19 protein-coding genes and 3 tRNA genes are annotated in these 17,048 nt (G+C 71.3%); 3 read left to right on the top strand and 19 right to left on the bottom strand.

All coding sequences use genetic code 11. From position 1 onward, the window contains the following. Positions 1-391: 391 nt before the first annotated feature. The 9 genes from rplL to FHR36_RS14425 all read right to left on the bottom strand — a co-directional run bounded on the left by rplL (position 392) and on the right by FHR36_RS14425 (position 6,718). Complete coding sequence (gene rplL, locus FHR36_RS14465) at positions 392-778, bottom strand: 50S ribosomal protein L7/L12 (protein ID WP_253797034.1); 387 nt, start codon at positions 776-778, stop codon at positions 392-394. A gap of 86 nt (positions 779-864) precedes the next feature. Further along, entirely contained in the window at positions 865-1,428 is a 564-nt protein-coding gene (rplJ, locus tag FHR36_RS14460; protein ID WP_253797032.1) for a 50S ribosomal protein L10, read from the bottom strand. A 306-nt stretch (positions 1,429-1,734) separates the two neighbouring features. Next, positions 1,735-2,526: an SCO4651 family lipoprotein gene (locus FHR36_RS14455; RefSeq protein WP_253797029.1), complete on the bottom strand. Its 792-nt coding sequence runs from the start codon at positions 2,524-2,526 to the stop codon at positions 1,735-1,737. A gap of 151 nt (positions 2,527-2,677) precedes the next feature. Then, positions 2,678-3,577, bottom strand: a complete 900-nt coding sequence (locus FHR36_RS14450; protein WP_253797027.1) for an SCO4651 family lipoprotein — start codon at positions 3,575-3,577, stop codon at positions 2,678-2,680. A gap of 140 nt (positions 3,578-3,717) precedes the next feature. Next, complete coding sequence (gene rplA / locus FHR36_RS14445; protein ID WP_253797019.1) at positions 3,718-4,440, bottom strand: 50S ribosomal protein L1; 723 nt, start codon at positions 4,438-4,440, stop codon at positions 3,718-3,720. Between the two features lie 77 nt (positions 4,441-4,517). Beyond that, positions 4,518-4,952: a 50S ribosomal protein L11 gene (gene rplK, locus FHR36_RS14440; protein ID WP_253797017.1), complete on the bottom strand. Its 435-nt coding sequence runs from the start codon at positions 4,950-4,952 to the stop codon at positions 4,518-4,520. 167 nt (positions 4,953-5,119) lie between these two features. Further along, positions 5,120-5,983: a transcription termination/antitermination protein NusG gene (gene nusG / locus FHR36_RS14435; protein ID WP_253797015.1), complete on the bottom strand. Its 864-nt coding sequence runs from the start codon at positions 5,981-5,983 to the stop codon at positions 5,120-5,122. Between the two features lie 155 nt (positions 5,984-6,138). Beyond that, complete coding sequence (gene secE / locus FHR36_RS39910) at positions 6,139-6,501, bottom strand: preprotein translocase subunit SecE (RefSeq protein WP_253797013.1); 363 nt, start codon at positions 6,499-6,501, stop codon at positions 6,139-6,141. 144 nt (positions 6,502-6,645) lie between these two features. Then, positions 6,646-6,718, bottom strand: a tRNA-Trp gene (locus tag FHR36_RS14425). Between the two features lie 238 nt (positions 6,719-6,956). Between FHR36_RS14425 and FHR36_RS14420 the strand changes: the two genes are divergently transcribed. Together FHR36_RS14420 and FHR36_RS14415 are read left to right on the top strand one after the other, a co-directional pair. Next, positions 6,957-8,189, top strand: coding sequence for a pyridoxal phosphate-dependent aminotransferase (locus FHR36_RS14420; protein WP_253797011.1), 1,233 nt, complete (start codon positions 6,957-6,959; stop codon positions 8,187-8,189). A gap of 90 nt (positions 8,190-8,279) precedes the next feature. Then, on the top strand, positions 8,280-9,299 hold the full coding sequence (locus FHR36_RS14415; protein ID WP_253797003.1) for an adenosine deaminase: 1,020 nt from the start codon (positions 8,280-8,282) through the stop codon (positions 9,297-9,299). A gap of 12 nt (positions 9,300-9,311) precedes the next feature. On the opposite strand, the gene FHR36_RS14410 is transcribed toward FHR36_RS14415, so the two are convergent. The 9 genes from FHR36_RS14410 to FHR36_RS14370 all read right to left on the bottom strand — a co-directional run bounded on the left by FHR36_RS14410 (position 9,312) and on the right by FHR36_RS14370 (position 14,461). Continuing rightward, positions 9,312-10,352 (bottom strand): UDP-N-acetylmuramate dehydrogenase, encoded by a 1,041-nt coding sequence (locus tag FHR36_RS14410; protein WP_253797001.1) that lies wholly within the window; start codon positions 10,350-10,352, stop codon positions 9,312-9,314. Positions 10,353-10,361: 9 nt separating this feature from the next. Beyond that, on the bottom strand, positions 10,362-10,760 hold the full coding sequence (locus FHR36_RS14405; RefSeq protein ID WP_253796999.1) for a DUF3291 domain-containing protein: 399 nt from the start codon (positions 10,758-10,760) through the stop codon (positions 10,362-10,364). A gap of 45 nt (positions 10,761-10,805) precedes the next feature. Beyond that, on the bottom strand, positions 10,806-12,233 hold the full coding sequence (locus FHR36_RS14400; RefSeq protein ID WP_253796991.1) for an MFS transporter: 1,428 nt from the start codon (positions 12,231-12,233) through the stop codon (positions 10,806-10,808). An 84-nt stretch (positions 12,234-12,317) separates the two neighbouring features. Then, entirely contained in the window at positions 12,318-12,896 is a 579-nt protein-coding gene (locus FHR36_RS14395; protein ID WP_253796989.1) for a TetR/AcrR family transcriptional regulator, read from the bottom strand. Positions 12,897-13,034: 138 nt separating this feature from the next. Further along, positions 13,035-13,457, bottom strand: a complete 423-nt coding sequence (locus FHR36_RS14390; protein ID WP_301330243.1) for a MaoC family dehydratase — start codon at positions 13,455-13,457, stop codon at positions 13,035-13,037. A gap of 2 nt (positions 13,458-13,459) precedes the next feature. Then, positions 13,460-13,918, bottom strand: a complete 459-nt coding sequence (locus FHR36_RS14385; protein ID WP_253796978.1) for a MaoC family dehydratase N-terminal domain-containing protein — start codon at positions 13,916-13,918, stop codon at positions 13,460-13,462. Positions 13,919-14,026: 108 nt separating this feature from the next. Continuing rightward, on the bottom strand, positions 14,027-14,191 hold the full coding sequence (gene rpmG / locus FHR36_RS14380; protein WP_004571794.1) for a 50S ribosomal protein L33: 165 nt from the start codon (positions 14,189-14,191) through the stop codon (positions 14,027-14,029). An 84-nt stretch (positions 14,192-14,275) separates the two neighbouring features. Then, positions 14,276-14,348: transfer RNA gene (locus FHR36_RS14375), tRNA-Met, on the bottom strand. A 40-nt stretch (positions 14,349-14,388) separates the two neighbouring features. After that, a tRNA-Thr gene (locus FHR36_RS14370) sits at positions 14,389-14,461 on the bottom strand. Positions 14,462-14,872: 411 nt separating this feature from the next. On the opposite strand from FHR36_RS14370, the gene FHR36_RS14365 reads away from it, so the two are divergent. Next, positions 14,873-16,132: an amidohydrolase family protein gene (locus tag FHR36_RS14365; protein WP_253796971.1), complete on the top strand. Its 1,260-nt coding sequence runs from the start codon at positions 14,873-14,875 to the stop codon at positions 16,130-16,132. On the opposite strand, the gene FHR36_RS14360 is transcribed toward FHR36_RS14365, so the two are convergent. Continuing rightward, positions 16,095-17,024, bottom strand: coding sequence for an alpha/beta fold hydrolase (locus FHR36_RS14360; RefSeq protein WP_253796970.1), 930 nt, complete (start codon positions 17,022-17,024; stop codon positions 16,095-16,097). The genes FHR36_RS14365 and FHR36_RS14360 overlap by 38 nt on opposite strands. Positions 17,025-17,048 lie beyond the last annotated feature (24 nt).

Here is a 17,048-nt window from a genome sequence, read left to right as displayed (position 1 = left end):
CGCTCCTCCCGTACAACCGACAGCCCGGGTCAGCGCTGTTCGCTGGCCGGGCCACCGCACTCACAACGAGTCACTGAGAAGGTTCCCAGTGCCGCCGCCGAATATGCATCCGACACCGGTTCGCTTCCAGCACGCGCCACGAGAATCGCGCGCCGCGTGCCGTTCGTCAAGGCCCGCACCAGGGTGTGGACCTCGCAATGCCCATCGCTCGGGACCTCTGCGGCGTTACAGCCGCCGTGGTGGCCGCTGGTTCCGGCGATGACGATCACCATACCCGTCCGCACGGACAGTGGCGGAGCCCACAGCCCCCCACCGGACGCACAAAAGGCCGGGCCGACCACCCCGAAGGGTGATCGGCCCGGCCCGCAGCCCTCTCAGAGAGGGCGTGGAGTCACTTGACGGTGACCTTGGCGCCGGCGCCCTCGAGCTGGGCCTTCGCCTTCTCGGCAACGTCCTTGGCGACCTTCTCGAGAACCTTCGCACCAGCGGTGTCGACGAGGTCCTTGGCCTCCTTCAGGCCGAGGGAGGTGAGGGCGCGCACCTCCTTGATGACCTGGATCTTCTTGTCGCCCGCACCGTCGAGGATGACGTCGAACTCGTCCTGCTCCTCGACAGCGGCCTCGGCGCCACCGGCACCGCCGGCAACGACGACGGCGGCGGCCGGGGCGGCAGCGGTGACGTCGAACTTGTCCTCGAACGCCTTCACGAACTCGGAGAGCTCGATGAGGGTCATCTCCTCGAACTGCGCGAGCAGGTCTTCCTGAGACAGCTTCGCCATGATTGGCGTCCTTCCACTAAATCGGCGGGTGCCGGATGTTCGGATTGGCGGGCGCACGGCCCGCAGCGAGGCGTTGGCCTGCGGAATTACTCCGCAGCCGCTTCCTCGGCGGCGGGAGCCGGCGTACCGGCACCGCCCTCCTCGACCTTGACGCGGAGGGCCTCCACGGTACGGACGAGCTTCGACGGCAGAGCCTGGAAGAGCGCGGCAGCCTGGGACTGCTTGCCCTTCATGGCACCGGCCAGCTTGGAGAGCAGAACCTCGCGGGACTCGAGGTCCGCGAGCTTCTTGATCTCGTCAGCGGTCAGCGCCTTGCCGTCAAGGACACCACCCTTGATGATCAGGGCGGGGTTCTCCTTGGCGAAGTCACGCAGAGCCTTCGCCGACTCCACCGGGTCACCGGTGACGAAGGCGACAGCCGTCGGACCCGCGAACAGGTCGTCCAGCCCGGAGATCCCAGCCTCATTGGCCGCGATCTTGGTCAGCGTGTTCTTCACCACGGCGTACTGGGCGTTCTCGCCCAGCGAGCGACGCAGGGTCTTGACCTGCTTCACCGAGAGACCGCGGTACTCGGTCAGCACGGCCGCGTTCGAGCCACGGAACATGTCCGTGATCTCGGCGACGGCAGCAGCCTTGTCGGGCCTGGCCATAGGCTTACGCCTCCTTCCGTGATGTCGAAGTCGGGCCGACCTTCGAGAAGTCGACCATTCGGCGCCATCGACCGCGGGAAGACGAAAGAGCCCCGTGCGCAGGCGCACGGGGCTCGCAGGACCTCAACGGCCTCGAAAGGCCGGAAATCAGTAGCTCCAGACAACCTGCGCGGGCCGCCCGCGCAAGCGCGGAACCTTCGGTGCCGACACCCTTGCGGGCGAAGGCCACGACCAGCGGTCTTTGGCAGACACCACCGTACCCGCCGAGCCGCGCAGCACAAAATCCGCTCCCCCGGTGCCGCGCCTTCAGGGCGCGACCGGCGGGAGGCTCTGTCCGGCGGCGTCCGCGGTGTCCGCCTCGGCCGGGGCCTGGACCGACAGCGGGCCGCCGTACTCGGCGTACCCGATCACGTCGGTGCCGGACGACGCCGAGCGGCGGACCTGGACCGGCTGGTCCTTGTCGTTCAGCCAGAGGTCGAGCACCACCGGGCCCGGCCCGAGCGCCTGTTCCAGGGCCTGCCGGCGGGCGGCCGAGAGCTGGGTCTGGGCGGCCGCGTACCCGGCGGCGGTGGTGGTCACCCGGTAGTGCTGGGCGGTGGAGTCCTGGAGCTTCTCCTCGCCGACCAGTTCGGGGGTGTCGGCGGCGGCCGCCGCGGTCACCGCGACCAGCGGATTGAGCCGGTCGACCAGGCCCGAGTACGGGACCTCCTTGCCCGGGTACTTCTCCCAGTGCCGGCCGCCGAGCCGCTCGGCGGTCGCCTGGTCGCCCCCCAGGTAGGCGGAGGTGTCCAGCACGATCAGCTGGACCGCCGAGGTGTCGCGCTTCAGCTGGAGCACCGTCTTGGGCGCCCAGAACACCGTGCCCTGGACGTGCTCGCCGCCGAGCGAGTAGCGGAAGGCGGCCCGGCGGGCGTCGTGGACGGCGAGCTGGGCGGAGAGCAGCACCCCGTGCGGGGAGCGGTCGGTGGGGGTGGCCAGCGCGGTGCTCGCCGCCGGGCTGCTGGGTGCGTCCGGGGTCTTGGACCCGCCGCTCGCGCAGCCGGCCGCGAGCAGTGCGGAGAGCACCACGACCGCCGCCGTACGCCACCGTGCCGCCATCGGTCCCCTCCCCCTCTCCGTCCGCCGTCGCGCGTCTGCCCGCGCATCCGCGCGGGACCCCCACCATGCCATGCGTGCCCCGGGCCGCGACGGCCGACCGCCCCGGGTGCCCGTGAGCACCCGGGGCGGCCGGCGCCGGCGCGGCACCAGGTCAGTGCTGACCGAGCTGCTTCATCAGGTCGGCCAGGTCGAAGACATCGCTCGCGGCCGGGGCCTTGGGCGCGGTCACGGTGCCCAGCTCGCTGTACTTGACCGTGGTGGCGCCGGCGCCACCGGCGCCCAGCTCGGTGCCGGACTGCTGGACCAGCTCGCCCTTGGCGTTGATCCACAGGTCGAAGGTGGTCTTGGTGCCGTCCTTCTTCAGCTGCTCCGTGACCTTGGCCTTCATGTCCGGGGCCAGCGTCATGCCGGCGACCAGCGCGTCGATGTCGACCTGGCTGCGGTAGTGCACGGTGTCCACCCCGTCGACCTTCTCCGCGCCGACCTTGGTGGCGTTGGGCGCGGCCACGGCCAGCTGAACCGCCGGGTTCATCAGCTGGGTCATCGCGGCGAAGGAACCGGCGTCCTCGGTGCCCGGGGCACCGGAGGCGGCGGCCGCCTTGAGGTCGATCTTCATCCACTTCTTGCCGCCGGCCACCGAGGCCAGCTCGGGGGTGGCGCCGACGTACATGACGTCGCCGGTGAACAGGACCTGGTAGTCCTTGCCCTCGTTCTTGGTGGTGATCTGGAACGCCTGCGGGGCCTTCCAGACGATGGCACCGGTGCCCGAGTCGTCGGCGGTGGCGCCCTTGGTGGTGAGCTTCGCGCTGCCGAGCTTGTCCATCACGGCGGCGGAGGCGAGCAGCGCCTCCTTCGGCGCGAGGTCCTTGCCGGCCGCGGCACCGGCGCCGGCGGACGCGCCGTTCGCGGCGCCCGAGGCGCCCGCCGAGGCCGCGGCCGAGGCGCCGGCCTTGGCGTCCTGGCCGCTGCCGGACTTGCCGTTGCACGCGGTCAGGCCGCCGACCAGCAGGGCCGAGACGGCAACGGCCGAGGCGATACGCAGGGTGCGCATGAAGAGTCCCCCTCTTAGCTTTTTCTCATACGAGCGAGAGGACTCTAGTCGACGGACAGGGCAACGGGCCCGCACCCCAGGGGGGTACGGGCCCGTTGTTTCAGACCTGGTACGCAGATCGGACGCTCTCAGCGAGAGGGTCAGACCGCAGCCGGGTCCTCCTCGACGAGGAGGTTGCGGGTGCGGTTCGGGTCGACCTGGACGCCGGGGCCCATGGTGGTCGAGAACGCGATCTTCTTGATGTAACGGCCCTTGGCGGCGGCCGGCTTGGCCCGGAGGACCTCCTCGAGCGCGGCGCCGTAGTTCTCCACCAGCTGCTCGTCGGAGAACGAGGTCTTGCCGATGATCAGGTGGAGGTTCGAGTGCTTGTCGACGCGGAACTCGATCTTGCCGCCCTTGATCTCGTTCACGGCCTTGGCCACGTCCGGGGTCACGGTGCCGGTCTTCGGGTTCGGCATCAGGCCACGGGGACCGAGCACGCGGCCGAGGCGGCCGACCTTGCCCATGAGGTCCGGGGTGGCGACGACGGCGTCGAAGTCCAGACGGCCCTTGGCGACCTCGTCGATCAGCTCGTCCGAGCCGACGATGTCGGCGCCCGCAGCACGCGCGGCCTCGGCACGCTCGCCGGTCGCGAAGACCAGGACCCGAGCGGTCTTACCGGTGCCGTGCGGGAGGATGACGGTGCTGCGGACCATCTGGTCGGCCTTGCGCGGGTCGACACCCAGACGCATGGCGACCTCGACGGTGCCGTCGAACTTGGTGGTGGAGGTCGCCTTGGCGAGGCGGACGGCCTCGAGCGGGGCGTAGATGCGGCTGCGGTCGACCTGGGCGTCCGCGGCCTTGAGAGCCTTGCTGCGCTTCACTGCTGCTCCTGAAATGGATGGAGTTCGTGGTGTTCACGGGCCGCGCAGGCCCTACCACGGTGGACGAGAAGGGGTGATCAGCCCTCGACGGTGATGCCCATCGACCGGGCGGTGCCGGCGATGATCTTCTCCGCCGCGTCCAGGTCGTTGGCGTTCAGGTCGGGCATCTTCACCGTGGCGATCTCGCGCACCTGCGCCGAGGTCAGCTTGGCGACCTTGGTCTTGTGCGGCTCGCTGGAGCCCTTGTCGATGCCGGCGGCCTTCAGGATGAGGCGCGCGGCCGGCGGCGTCTTCGTGATGAAGGTGAAGGAGCGGTCGTCGTAGACCGTGATCTCCACCGGCACGATCATGCCGCGCTGCGACTCGGTGGCCGCGTTGTAGGCCTTGCAGAACTCCATGATGTTGACGCCGTGCTGGCCCAGCGCGGGGCCGACCGGCGGCGCCGGGTTGGCCGCACCGGCGTTGATCTGGAGCTTGATAAGCCCCGTGACCTTCTTCTTCTTGGGAGGCATTTCTCTCCGGGTCCTTCCGAGAGGTGATTGCTGGTGTGTGCGCCGCCGCAGCGACATGCGGCTGCCAACACACACATCGGACCAGGCTAACCGCTCATGCGGTCCTGGACCAAAACGAATCCGGGGCAGGGCCCCCTGGCCCCGCCCCGGATCCGACGATCGGACGATCAGTTCTTCTGGATCTGGTCGAAGGAGAGCTCGACCGGGGTCTCCCGGCCGAAGATCTCGACCAGGCCCTTGACCTTCTTCGAGTCGGGGTTGATCTCGTTGATGGTCGCCTGCAGGGTGGCGAACGGACCGTCGGTGACGGTGACCGAGTCGCCGACCTCGAAGTCCAGCACCTGGACCTCGACCGGGCGGATCGGCGAGGCCTTGCCGGCCTCCTTGGCCGCGGCGCGCTCGACGTCCGGGGCAAGCATCTTGACGACCTCGTCCAGCGTCAGCGGGTACGGGTCGTAGGCGTTGCCGACGAAGCCGGTGACACCGGGGGTGTTGCGGACGACGCCCCAGGACTCCGGGGTGAGGTCCATGCGCACCAGGACGTAGCCGGGGAGCTTGTTCTGCCGGATGGTCTTGCGGTCGCCGTTCTTGATCTGGACGACCTCCTCCTGCGGAACCTGGGACTCGAAGATGTAGTCCTCGACGTTCAGCGAGACGGCGCGCTGCTCCAGGTTCTGCTTCACCCGGTTCTCGTAGCCGGCGTAGGTGTGGATGACGTACCACTCGCCCGGGGCGATCCGGAGCTGCTCGCGGAACTCGGCCACCGGGTCGCTCTCGACGGCGGGCTCGGCCTCGGCCTCGTCGGCAGCCTCATCGGCCTCCCCCTCGCCGACCTCGTGCAGCGCGGCCTCCTCGGCCGGCACGTCCGCCTCGGCCTCGTCGGCGGCCTCGGCCTCGTCCACATCGGCGTCCGCGGCGTCCACGATCTCCTCGGCGGCCTCGGCATCGGCAGCCTCGGCCGCGTCCAGCTCGGCGGCGACATCCGCCTCGCGGACGGTCTCGTCGGCGTCGTACAGGGGGGACTCAGACACGGTCGCTGCTTCTTTCCTGGTTGTGGAACGGATACCTCAACAGTACCGAGTCAACGGTAGCCGTCTCGTCCGGTTCGTGCGGTTCGCACCGACAGCTCGACCCGGGCCGATTCGATCGGCCCGGGTCGGGGTGAGGTCTTTCGGAGGATCCGGCGTCAGCCGAAGATCCAGAAGCTGAGCTTCGAGAAGCCCCAGTCGAGGCCGGCCACCAGCAGCATCATCACGATCACGAAGGTGACCACGACGGTGGTGTACTGGACCAGCTCGTTGCGGCTCGGCCAGACGACCTTGCGCAGCTCGGCGATGATCTGGCGGTAGAAGATCGCGATCCGTGCGAACAGGCCCTTCTTGGCCCGCTTGCCGGACTTCTTCGAACCGTCGCCCGCGGAGGCCTTGTTGGCACGCCGCCGGTCACGCCGGGAGAGCTTGCCATCCGCAGGCGTGGTCTCGTCCGCCACGTCGGCACCCTCGGGGTTGCCGCTCTCAGGCGTCGCGGTGGAGCCCGTGGTCTCCGTCACTCGTCCTCACCTGAATCCGGGTCCTGCCGAGGTCCGTGCTGGGTAGCACGGGCGATCCGGCGAAAAGGCAGTGCTTGGTGGGGCCCTCTCCGCATCAAGCCCGCTCGCTCTGTGGAGCGAACGGGCTCAGTGCGGATCAAGCAGCAGGGCACGAGGGACTCGAACCCCCAACCGCCGGTTTTGGAGACCGGTGCTCTACCAATTGAGCTAGTGCCCTTCAGAACCTGTCGGCTCCTCAGTGGCCCCCAACCTACCGCATCCGCCGTGGTGCGTGTTGTACGCGCCGGGAGGATTCGCAGTTCGGAAGCCGTCGAGCAGTGAGTGTACGGGTTCTTCGCCGTTTGGTCGAACCTCATTCACGTCCGGCCGCCCGAACGAGTGCGGATCGTGGACGGCCCCGTACACATGTTGAAACCGTCGTGCCCGGGCCTCCGCGGTTCTGGAACGATGCAGACATGAGCGCACCCACCTCCAACCGCCCTGCCGACCGCCGGGTCTCCGCCCGGGTCGGCGCCATCGCCGAGTCCGCCACCCTCGCCGTGGACGCCAAGGCCAAGGCCCTGAAGGCGGCCGGCCGCCCCGTCATCGGCTTCGGTGCGGGCGAGCCCGACTTCCCGACCCCCGGCTACATCGTCGACGCCGCCGTCGCGGCCTGCCAGGACCCGGCCAACCACCGGTACACCCCGGCCGGCGGCCTCCCGGAGCTCAAGGCCGCCATCGCCGCCAAGACGCTGCGCGACTCCGGCTACCAGGTGGACGCCTCCCAGGTGCTGGTCACCAACGGCGGCAAGCAGGCGATCTACAACGCCTTCGCCGCGATCCTCGACCCGGGCGACGAGGTGATCGTCCCGGCGCCGTACTGGACCACCTACCCGGAGTCGATCCAGCTCGCCGGCGGTGTGCCGGTCGAGGTGGTCGCCGACGAGACCACCGGCTACAAGGTCTCGGTCGAGCAGTTGGAGGCCGCCCGCACCGAGAACACCAAGGTGGTGCTCTTCGTCTCGCCCTCCAACCCGACCGGCGCGGTCTACACCGAGGCCGAGGCCGAGGCGATCGGCCGCTGGGCGCTGGAGCACGGCCTGTGGGTGCTCACCGACGAGATCTACGAGCACCTGGTCTACGGCGACGCGACCTTCACCTCGCTGCCCGCCCTGCTGCCCGAGCTGGCCGACAAGTGCATCGTGGTCAACGGCGTGGCCAAGACCTACGCCATGACCGGCTGGCGGGTGGGCTGGATGATCGGCCCCAAGGACGTCGTCAACGCGGCCGCCAACCTGCAGTCGCACGCCACCTCGAACGTCTCCAACGTGGCCCAGCGCGCGGCCATCGCCGCCGTCGCCGGCGACCTGTCGGCCGTCGACGAGATGAAGACCGCGTTCGACCGCCGCCGCCGGACCATCGTGACGATGCTCAACGAGATCGAGGGCGTCTACTGCCCCGAGCCCGAGGGCGCCTTCTACGCGTACCCGTCGGTCAAGGCCCTGCTGGGCAAGGAGATCCGCGGCAAGCGCCCGCAGACCTCCGCCGAGCTCGCCGCGCTGATCCTGGACGAGGTCGAGGTCGCGGTCGTCCCCGGCGAGGCCTTCGGCACCCCGGGCTACCTGCGGCTGTCCTACGCCCTGGGCGACGCCGACCTGGTCGAGGGCATCAGCCGGGTGCAGAAGCTGCTGGCCGAGGCCCGCGACTGACCGGCTCCCGCCCGACCGCCCCTGTCACCCCTTCGAGGGATGCGACAGGGGCGGTTCCCGTTTCCCCGCCCGATGCGGCAGGATTCGCAGATGGATCGCCTGCGTGATGTCCGGAGCCTCCCGAAGGCCCACCTGCACCTGCACTTCACCGGCTCGATGCGGCCCGCCACCCTGCTGGAGCTGGCCGACAAACACGGCGTCCGGCTGCCCGAGGCGCTGATCTCGGACGAACCGCCGAAGCTGCGCGCCACCGACGAGCGCGGCTGGTTCCGCTTCCAGCGCCTGTACGACTCCGCCCGGTCCTGCCTGCGCGACGAGTCCGACATCCGCCGACTGATCCGGGAGACCGCCGAGGACGAGCGCCGCGACGGCTCCCGCTGGCTGGAGATCCAGGTCGACCCGACCTCGTACGCGCCCCGGCTCGGTGGCCTCACGCCCACCCTGGAACTGATCCTGGACGCCGTCCGCGACGCCGAGGCCGCCACCGGCGTGGGCATCCGCGTCCTGGTCGCCGCCAACCGCATGAAGTCGCCGATGGACGCCCGCACCCTGGCCCGCCTCGCCGTCCGCTACGCCGACCAGGGCGTGGTGGGCTTCGGCCTCTCCAACGACGAGCGGCGCGGCCTCGCCCGCGACTTCGACCGCGCCTTCGCCATCGCCCGCGGCGGCGGCCTGCTCGCCGCCCCGCACGGCGGCGAACTCGCCGGCCCCGAATCCGTCCGCGACTGCCTGGACGACCTCGGCGCCGGCCGGATCGGGCACGGCGTGCGCGCCGCCGAGGACGAGCGGCTGCTCCAGCGGCTCGCCGACCGGCAGATCACCTGCGAGGTGTGCCCCTCCTCCAACGTCTCGCTCGGCGTCTACGAGCAGGCCGAGGACGTCCCGCTGCGACGCCTCTTCGACGCCGGCGTCCCGCTCGCGCTCGGCGCCGACGACCCGCTGCTGTTCGGCTCCCGGCTCGCCGCCCAGTACGACCTGGTCCGCGACGTGCACGGCTTCTCCGACGCCGAACTCGCCGAACTGGCCCGCCAGTCCGTGCGGGGCTCGCGCGCGCCGGAGCACGTCCAGAAGGAGATCCTGGCCGACATCGACGCCTGGCTCGTGAACTGAGGACCGGGGCGCCTACAGCGCGACGCCCACCATCACCGGCTCGTTCACCAGCTCCACCCCGAACGCCGCGCGAACGCCGTCGCGGACCTCGCGCGCCAGCGCCAACAGGTCCTCGGTGGTCGCGGCGCCGCGGTTGGTGAGCGCGAGCGTGTGCTTGGTGGAGAGGGTGGCCGGGCCGCTGCCGTGGCCCTTGCCGAAGCCGGCGTGGTCGATCAGCCAGGCGGCCGAGGTCTTGGTGCGGCCGTCCCCCGCCGGGAAGGCGGGGGCGGTCACCTCGCCCAGCCGGTCCTGGAAGGCGCGGTACTGGGTGTCGGTGAGGATCGGGTTGGTGAAGAAGGAGCCGGCCGACCAGGTGTCGTGGTCCTCGGGGTCCAGCACCATGCCCTTGCCGGCCCGCAGCTTCAGCACGGTGTCGTGTGCCGTCCGCAGGTCCACCGACCGGTTCGCCTCGACACCGAGCGTCCGGGCGACCTCCGCGTACTTGATCGGCGAGGACTGCCCGCCGGCGTCGGTGAGCCGGAAGCGGACCCGGAGCACCACATGGCGCTCGGGGTCCGCCTTGAAACGGCTGTGCCGGTAGGAGAAGGCGCAGTCGGCGCCGGTGAGGGTGACGGTCTCGTACCGGACCCGGTCGTAGGCGACCACCTCGGTGATCGTCTCGGCGACCTCCTGGCCGTACGCGCCGACGTTCTGCACGGGGGTGGCACCGGCGGAGCCGGGGATCCCGGCCAGGAACTCGATGCCGGCCAGCCCCTCGTCGACGGTGCGGGCCACGGCGTCGGCCCAGACCTCGCCGGCGGCGAGTTCCAACAGGGTGCCGTCGAGGGCGAAGCCGCGGGTGGCGATCCGCAGGACGGTGCCGTCGAAGCCGGCGTCGCCGATCACCAGGTTGGAGCCGCCGCCGATGACCAGCAGCGGCTCCCCCGCCGCGTCGGCCGCGCGCACGGTCTCGACGATCTCCTCGTCGGTGGTGGCGGTCACCAGTCGGCGGGCGGGGCCGCCGAGCCGGAGCGTGGTGAGCGGGGCGAGCGGGGCGTCGTGTTCAACAAGCACGACCCCAGACTACGGGGTGACCCGCTGCTGCTCGGCGAGCCGTCGGTCGGCTTCGGGCCAGCCGGGCAGGCGGTCGGCGGGCGTCTCCCAGAAGGTGAAGACCGCACTGGCCATGGCCGGGCGCATGGTCCGCATCACGGTCCGGTGCGGCTCGGCGGCCACCAGGGCGTCGATCGCCTCCCGGCTCTCCCAGGCGGAGAGGGTCCAGAAGGTCCGCCGCAGCGGGGCGGCCCGCAGGCTCACCCCGACCGCGCCGGGTGCCCGTCTCGTCTGCCGCCGGATCGCCAGCGCGGCCCGCAGGAAGCCGGGCACATGCCGCAAGCTCCGCAGCCGGAACTGCGACGCCATCACGATCACGTCCCCGTGCGGGTCGGTGGCCGGGCCGGCGGTCCAGGGGATGGTGGGCATCTCCGTTGTCCTCTTTTTCTGTCTTTCGACTGTCGTGGGACGTGGCTAGCGGTGCGCCGGCTGCGGGGCGGTCCGCACCGGGTCGGCGTCCGGCCCGAGGGTCCGGGCCGCGCGGCTGCGCGGGATCAGGGCGGCGGCCACCGCGGCGGCCCCGACGGTCGCCGCGCCCACGTACAGGGCGGGCACCATGCCGTCGGTGAACATCCGGGCGCTGCCGTAGCCGCCCTGCGCCGAGAAGACGGCGGAGAGCACGGCCACGCCGAGGGCGCCGCCGACCTCGCGCAGGGCGTTGCTGGCGCCGGAGGCGATGCCCTGTTCCGCGGTCCGTACGCCGGACATCACCAGGCCGGCCATCGGCGCGAAGTAGAGCCCCATGCCGATGCCGCAGACCACCAGGACCGGGACGGTCGGCCCGTACGCGGTGGTGCGGTCGGCGATCAGGGCGAACGCGCCCAGGCCGAGGGCCTGCAGCACCAGCCCGGTGATGACGATCGGGCGGCCGCCGATCCGGTCGGAGAGCAGGCCGGCGATCGGGGCGACGACGAGCGGCATGGCGGTCCAGGGCAGCATCCGGACACCGGCCGCCTGCGGGGAGTACCCGCCGACGTTCTGCAGGTACTGGCTGATCAGGAAGATCGAGCCGAACATCCCGAGGAACATCAGCAGGCCGGTGGCGTTCACCGCGGAGAAGGTGCGGCTGCGGAACATCCGCATCGGCAGCATCGGGGCGGCGGCCACGCGCAGCTCGTACCCGACGAAGGCGGCGATCAGCAGGACGCCGAGGGTCAGCGAGCCGAGCACCAGCGGGCTGGTCCAGCCGTCGGGGTTGCCGCGGATCAGGCCGAGCACCAGGCCGAAGAGGCCGAGGCTGACCAGGGCGGTGCCGGGGACGTCCAGCCGCGGGTTGACGCCGCGGCTCTCGGCCAGGCGGGAGCGGGCGAGCGGGAGCAGCAGCAGGCCGATCGGGACGTTCAGCCAGAAGATCCACTGCCAGGAGAAGTGTTCGGTGAGGGTGCCGCCGATCAGCGGTCCGGTGGCGATGGCCAGGCCGTTGACGCCGGACCAGATGCCGAAGGCCAGGCCGCGCTTGGCGGCGGGGAAGGCGGCGGTGAGCAGGGTGAGGGTGAGCGGCATCATCACGGCCGCTCCGCTGCCCTGGACGGCGCGGGCGGCGATCAGGGTCCCGATGTTCGGGGCGAGCGCGGCGCCGGCCGAGCCGAGGGTGAAGACGGCGAGTCCGCCGACGAAGAGCCGGCGGCGGCCGAAGCGGTCGCCGAGCGCGGCGCCGAGCATCAGCAGGACGGCGAAGGTGAGGGTGTAGGCGCTGACCGTCCACTCCAGGTCGGAGAGTCCGCCGCCGAGCTCCTGCCGGATGGCGGGCAGGGCGGTGGTCACCACCAGGTTGTCCAGGCCGGCCATGAAGCCGGCCACGCTGGCGATCACCAGCGTCCAGAGTGCTTGCTTGTCCTTCATCGGGTGCCCCTCGGGCCTCTAGGTAGTTATTGCTCAATAACTTTCATGGGCCGAAAAAAGGACGCGCCAGGGCAGGCGCGACCTTCAGTCGGACTTCGGGACGCAGCCGTCGGCGTCCGGGTGCTTCGGGCTCTCGAAGCCCGCCCAGATCCGGTGGTCCGGCGGGTAGCCCATCGCCACCAGGGTGTTGATCAGCATCCCGTACGCCATGAACCGGGTCGCCTCCTCGGTGTCGCCACCGAGCCGGATCCGGATCCGGTCGAACAGCTCGAGCCAGCCGGCCCGCGCCGCGTCCCCGATCTCCTGGTCGCCGCCCGCCTCGGCGGCGAACACCGAGACGTAGATCTGCATCTGCATCATCAACCGCTCGCGGTCCTCGATCAGCGCGAGGTAGGCCGCGGACATGGCCTCCAGGGCCGCCTCGCCGGTGAGCCCCTCGGACGCGCTGTCGAAGGCCTGCCAGGTCTCCTGCATGCACCGCTCGGAGGCCGCCCGGAAGATCGCCTGCTTGCTCGGGAAGAGGCGGAACAGGTACGGCTGCGAGACGCCCACCCGCTTGGCGATCGCCTCGGTGGACGTGCCGCGGTACCCACCGCGGGCGAACTCGACCATCGCCGCGCGGATGACGCTCTCGCGCCGCTCCTCCGCCGTCATCCGAACCATGGAATTCAAGTTAGTGGCCAATCACTACTTTCGCAAGAGGAGCACGGCTGCCCCAAAAGAAGCACGGCCAACCGCCGAAGACCTCCGAACGGGCGAAAGGGGCGCGAGAGATCTCCCTCGCGCCCCTTCCGGCGCACCTCAGGCCAGTCGGACCACGGCGCGCGACATGCCGAGCACCTTCTGCCCGCCGCTGGTCGCCACCAGGTCGACCCGGACCTTGCGGTCCTCCAGCAGCGCGGCCACCTTGCCGGTGACCTCGATCACCGCGCCCACGCCGTCGTTCGGCACCGGCACCGGCTTGGTGAAGCGGACGCCGTACTCGACCACCGCGGCCGGGTCGCCCACCCAGTCGGTGACCACCCGGACCGCTTCGGCCATGGTGAACATGCCGTGCGCGATGACGTCGGGCAGGCCGACCTCCAGCGCGAACTTCTCGTTCCAGTGGATCGGGTTGAAGTCGCCCGAGGCGCCCGCGTACTGCACCAGGGTGGCGCGAGTCACCGGGAACGACTGCGCCGGCAGCTCGGTGCCGACCTCGACCTCGTCGAAGCTGATCGCCATCGTCACTCCCCCGCCTCGTCGGCCGCCCGGGCGACCAGCGTCATGATCGCGGTCACCACGTGCTCGCCGCTCTCGTCGTGCACCTCGCCACGGACCGTCAGCACGTCGTTGCCGGCCAGCGACTTGATCGCGTCGATGCTCACGGTCACCGCCAGCCGGTCACCCGCCCGCACCGGCCGGGTGTACGAGAACTTCTGGTCGCCGTGCACCACCCGGCTGTAGTCCAGCCCGAGCTCGGGGTCGTTCACCACCTGGGCCGCCGCGCCGTACGTGATCACGAACGGGAAGGTCGGCGGCGCGATGACGTCCGGGTGGCCGAGCGACTTGGCCGCCTCCCGGTCGGTGTACGCGGGGTTGGCGTCACCCACCGCGACGGCGAACTCGCGGATCTTCTCGCGGCCGACCTCGTACGGCTCGGTGGGCGGATACGTCCGCCCGATGAACGAGGGATCGAGCGGCATGGGCCTACTCCTCTGAAGGATCGTCACTCGGGGCATCGTCACGAAGGGGACGCAGAAATGACTCCAGGCCGCGCCCCGAGTGGGGTGCGGCCTGGAGTCGAGGCAAAGTCAGCGGGTCTCGCGGTGCGCCGTGTGGGCGTTGCAACGCGGGCAGTGCTTCTTCATCTCAAGACGGTCCGGGTCGTTGCGCCGGTTCTTCTTGGTGATGTAGTTCCGCTCCTTGCACTCCACGCAGGCCAGCGTGATCTTCGGGCGGACGTCGGTGGCAGCCACGGGAGTGCCTTCCTGGGACAACGAATAAGAACACAGACAAGAGTAGCCGATCGGGAGAGTGACCCCCCGATCGACTACGCGGGGTAGCGGTGACCGGACTTGAACCGGTGACACAGCGATTATGAGCCGCTTGCTCTACCAACTGAGCTACACCGCTTAGATGATCAGCGACCGCCGAAGCGGAAGCCTCTCACCAGAGCCCCCATGCGGAATCGAACCGCAGACCTTCTCCTTACCATGGAGACGCTCTACCGACTGAGCTATAGGGGCGAACGAGGAAGAGATTACACGTTTCCCGGCCAGAGGTGAAATCCGTATCCGGGCCGGATCTCCGCAGGTCGGCGGGGTCGTACTGACGCACCCGTCCGGCACGTCCGTTCGAGCTGCCCGGCTCCCGGTCTCGATGACCTGCGGGCCGCACCCCGCCGATCGGCGCGACGGGCGCGCACGGCGGCGCGGCCCGGGACGCTCCCGACCGCCCGGTCCGGGACGCTCCGACCCGCCCGACCTGCGAGGCGCCGGGCGGCCCGACCCGGGAGGTACCGGGCGGCCCGACCTGAGAGGCGCCGGGCGGCCCGACCGATACGACTTATGCCCGCCTCCGAGCGTCCCGGCCGGGGCCGCAATAGGCTCGATCGTCAGTGATCTTGCGAGTACACCCGCCGGCCGCGAGGAGGTCGCATGACGGACAGCTCACCGGCCGAGGGGCCGGACCAGGGGCCGTCCGGCAACCCGCTCGAACACGGCCCGGTCCTGCTCCTCACCGGCGCGCGGCTGATCGACGGACGGGTGGTGGACGTCCGGATCAGCGGCGACCGCATCCAGGCCGTCGGTACCGTCGGCAGCCTCGGCCCGCTGCCCGTCACCCCCGGACGGCCCACTGTCACCACCGGCGCCCGGATCGACCTCGGCGGCTACCTCCTGCTGCCCGCCCCCGCCGAACCCCACGGCCACTACGACACCGCCTTCTCCGCCGCCCTGCCCGGCCCGCCCCCGGACGACCCCGCCGACCTGGTCCGCCGGGTCACCGAGGCCGCCCTCACCTCCCTCGGCTACGGCGCCACCGCCCAGCGCACCCACGTCCGGATCGGCGACGTCCACGGGCTGCGCCGCCTGGAGGCCGTCCTGACCGCCCGCCAGACCCTGCGCGGGCTCGCCGACCTCCAGGCCGTCGCCATGCCCCGCCTGCTCACCGGCCTGGCCGGCGCCGACGGCCGCGCGCAGCTCCGCGAGGCGCTCCGGCTCGGCGCCGACGCGGCCGGCGGCTGCCCCGACCTCGACCCCGACCCGATCGGCTACGTGCAGATCCTGGTCGAGGCCGCCGGCGAGGCCGACTGCCCCGTCGACCTGCACACCGCCGGCGCCGACCAGGCCCAACTCGCCCGCCTCGCCGCCGCCCTGGCCCCCCACCGGCCCCGGGTGACGCTCGGGCCGTGCAGCTCGCTCACCCCCGGCGGCTGCACCGTGCTCGCCACCGCCGGCATGCGCGTCGTCTGCCTGCCCCAGAACGGCGGCTGCACCGGCCTCGAAGGCCCCCCGCCCGGCCTGCGCCCCTCCCTGGTACGGGAACTGAGCGACGCCCGGGTCCCCCTCACCGCCGGCGGCGGCGCCCTGCGCGACCCCGCCAACCCGGTCGGCCGGGCCGACCCGCTGGAGGCCGCCCACGTGCTCGCCGCCGGCGGCGCGCTCAGCCCCGAGGCCGCCTACGACGCCGTCTCCGGCCAGGCCAGGGCCGCCCTCGGCCTCCCACCCGTCCGGGTGGACGCCGGCTTCCCGGCCGAACTGCTCGCCGTCCGCGGCGACAGCCTGACCGGCGCCCTCTCCGGTGGCCACAGCCGACTCGTCATCCACAGCGGCCGGGTGGTCAGCCGCACCAGCGCCGTCCGCGAGTTCGCCGACACCGTCACCCTCGCCCTCCCCCGCCAGACCACCCACGGCTGACCCGGCCCTCCCGCCGCCTGGGGCCTTGTTCCACCCCGGCCGTTTCGAGGATCCGCTCGATCGCCAGCTCCGGGCAGTCGGTCGGCAGCGCATGACCGGCGCCCGGCACGACCTCCACCCGGGCCGAGGGCACCAGCCCGCCGATCCGGACCGCGACCTCGCGCGCATCGTGCATCGCGCTGCGCGCGCCGAGCAGGAACAGCACAGGGACCCGGATGCGGCCCAGCTCCTCGTCCGAGAAGACCGGCGGCACCGGGAGCGCGCGGCGAAACCCCATCGACGCCCGCATCAGCCCCATCAGTTCGCTCTCCAGGACGGCGCTGTTGCCGACCAGCCGGGCCAGTCGCGGGCGGAGCGGGCGCGGCGCCGCCGCGGCGAGTCCGCCGGCGATCAGCCAGGCGTAGAAGCGAGGTCCGAACCCGGCGAAGCCCGCGGGGTCCAACAGAGTCAGCGAGGCCGTCCGGCCCGGGCGGTGGAGGTGGTGGCTCAGCGCCAGCCAGCCGCCGTACGAGCAGCCGACGACGTGGGCGGCCGACACCTCCAGCCCGGCCAGGACCTCCTCCAGCCAGGCGGCGCCGTCCTCACCACCACCGATCGGAGCGCTCTGCACGCTCGCGCCCGGCTCGCCGACCGGATCGACCGCGAACACCGGGCGGTGCCGGGCCAGCGCCTCGACGTACCGGTGCCACATCAACGCGTTCCCGCCCGAGCCGGGCAGCAGCACGATCGGCTCGCCTCCCGGAGGACCGGCCCGGTAGACGCGGGTGGTCCCGTACGCGGTCGGCAGGTCCAGCGCCGTACGCGGACCGGGCCACAGGTCCGTCAACGTCCGCTCGTACACAGCCCGGAACCGTTCGCCGGCCTGCTCGTTCCTGAACTGGCTGATTCGCATGATACATCTGTATCACGCCATGAT

This window comes from Kitasatospora cinereorecta (genome assembly GCF_024172095.1).
GTDB classification, from domain to species: Bacteria; Actinomycetota; Actinomycetes; order Streptomycetales; family Streptomycetaceae; genus Kitasatospora; species Kitasatospora cinereorecta.
Note: the sequence above shows the minus strand (reverse complement) of the source record. Positions and strands in the feature narration are given on the sequence as shown.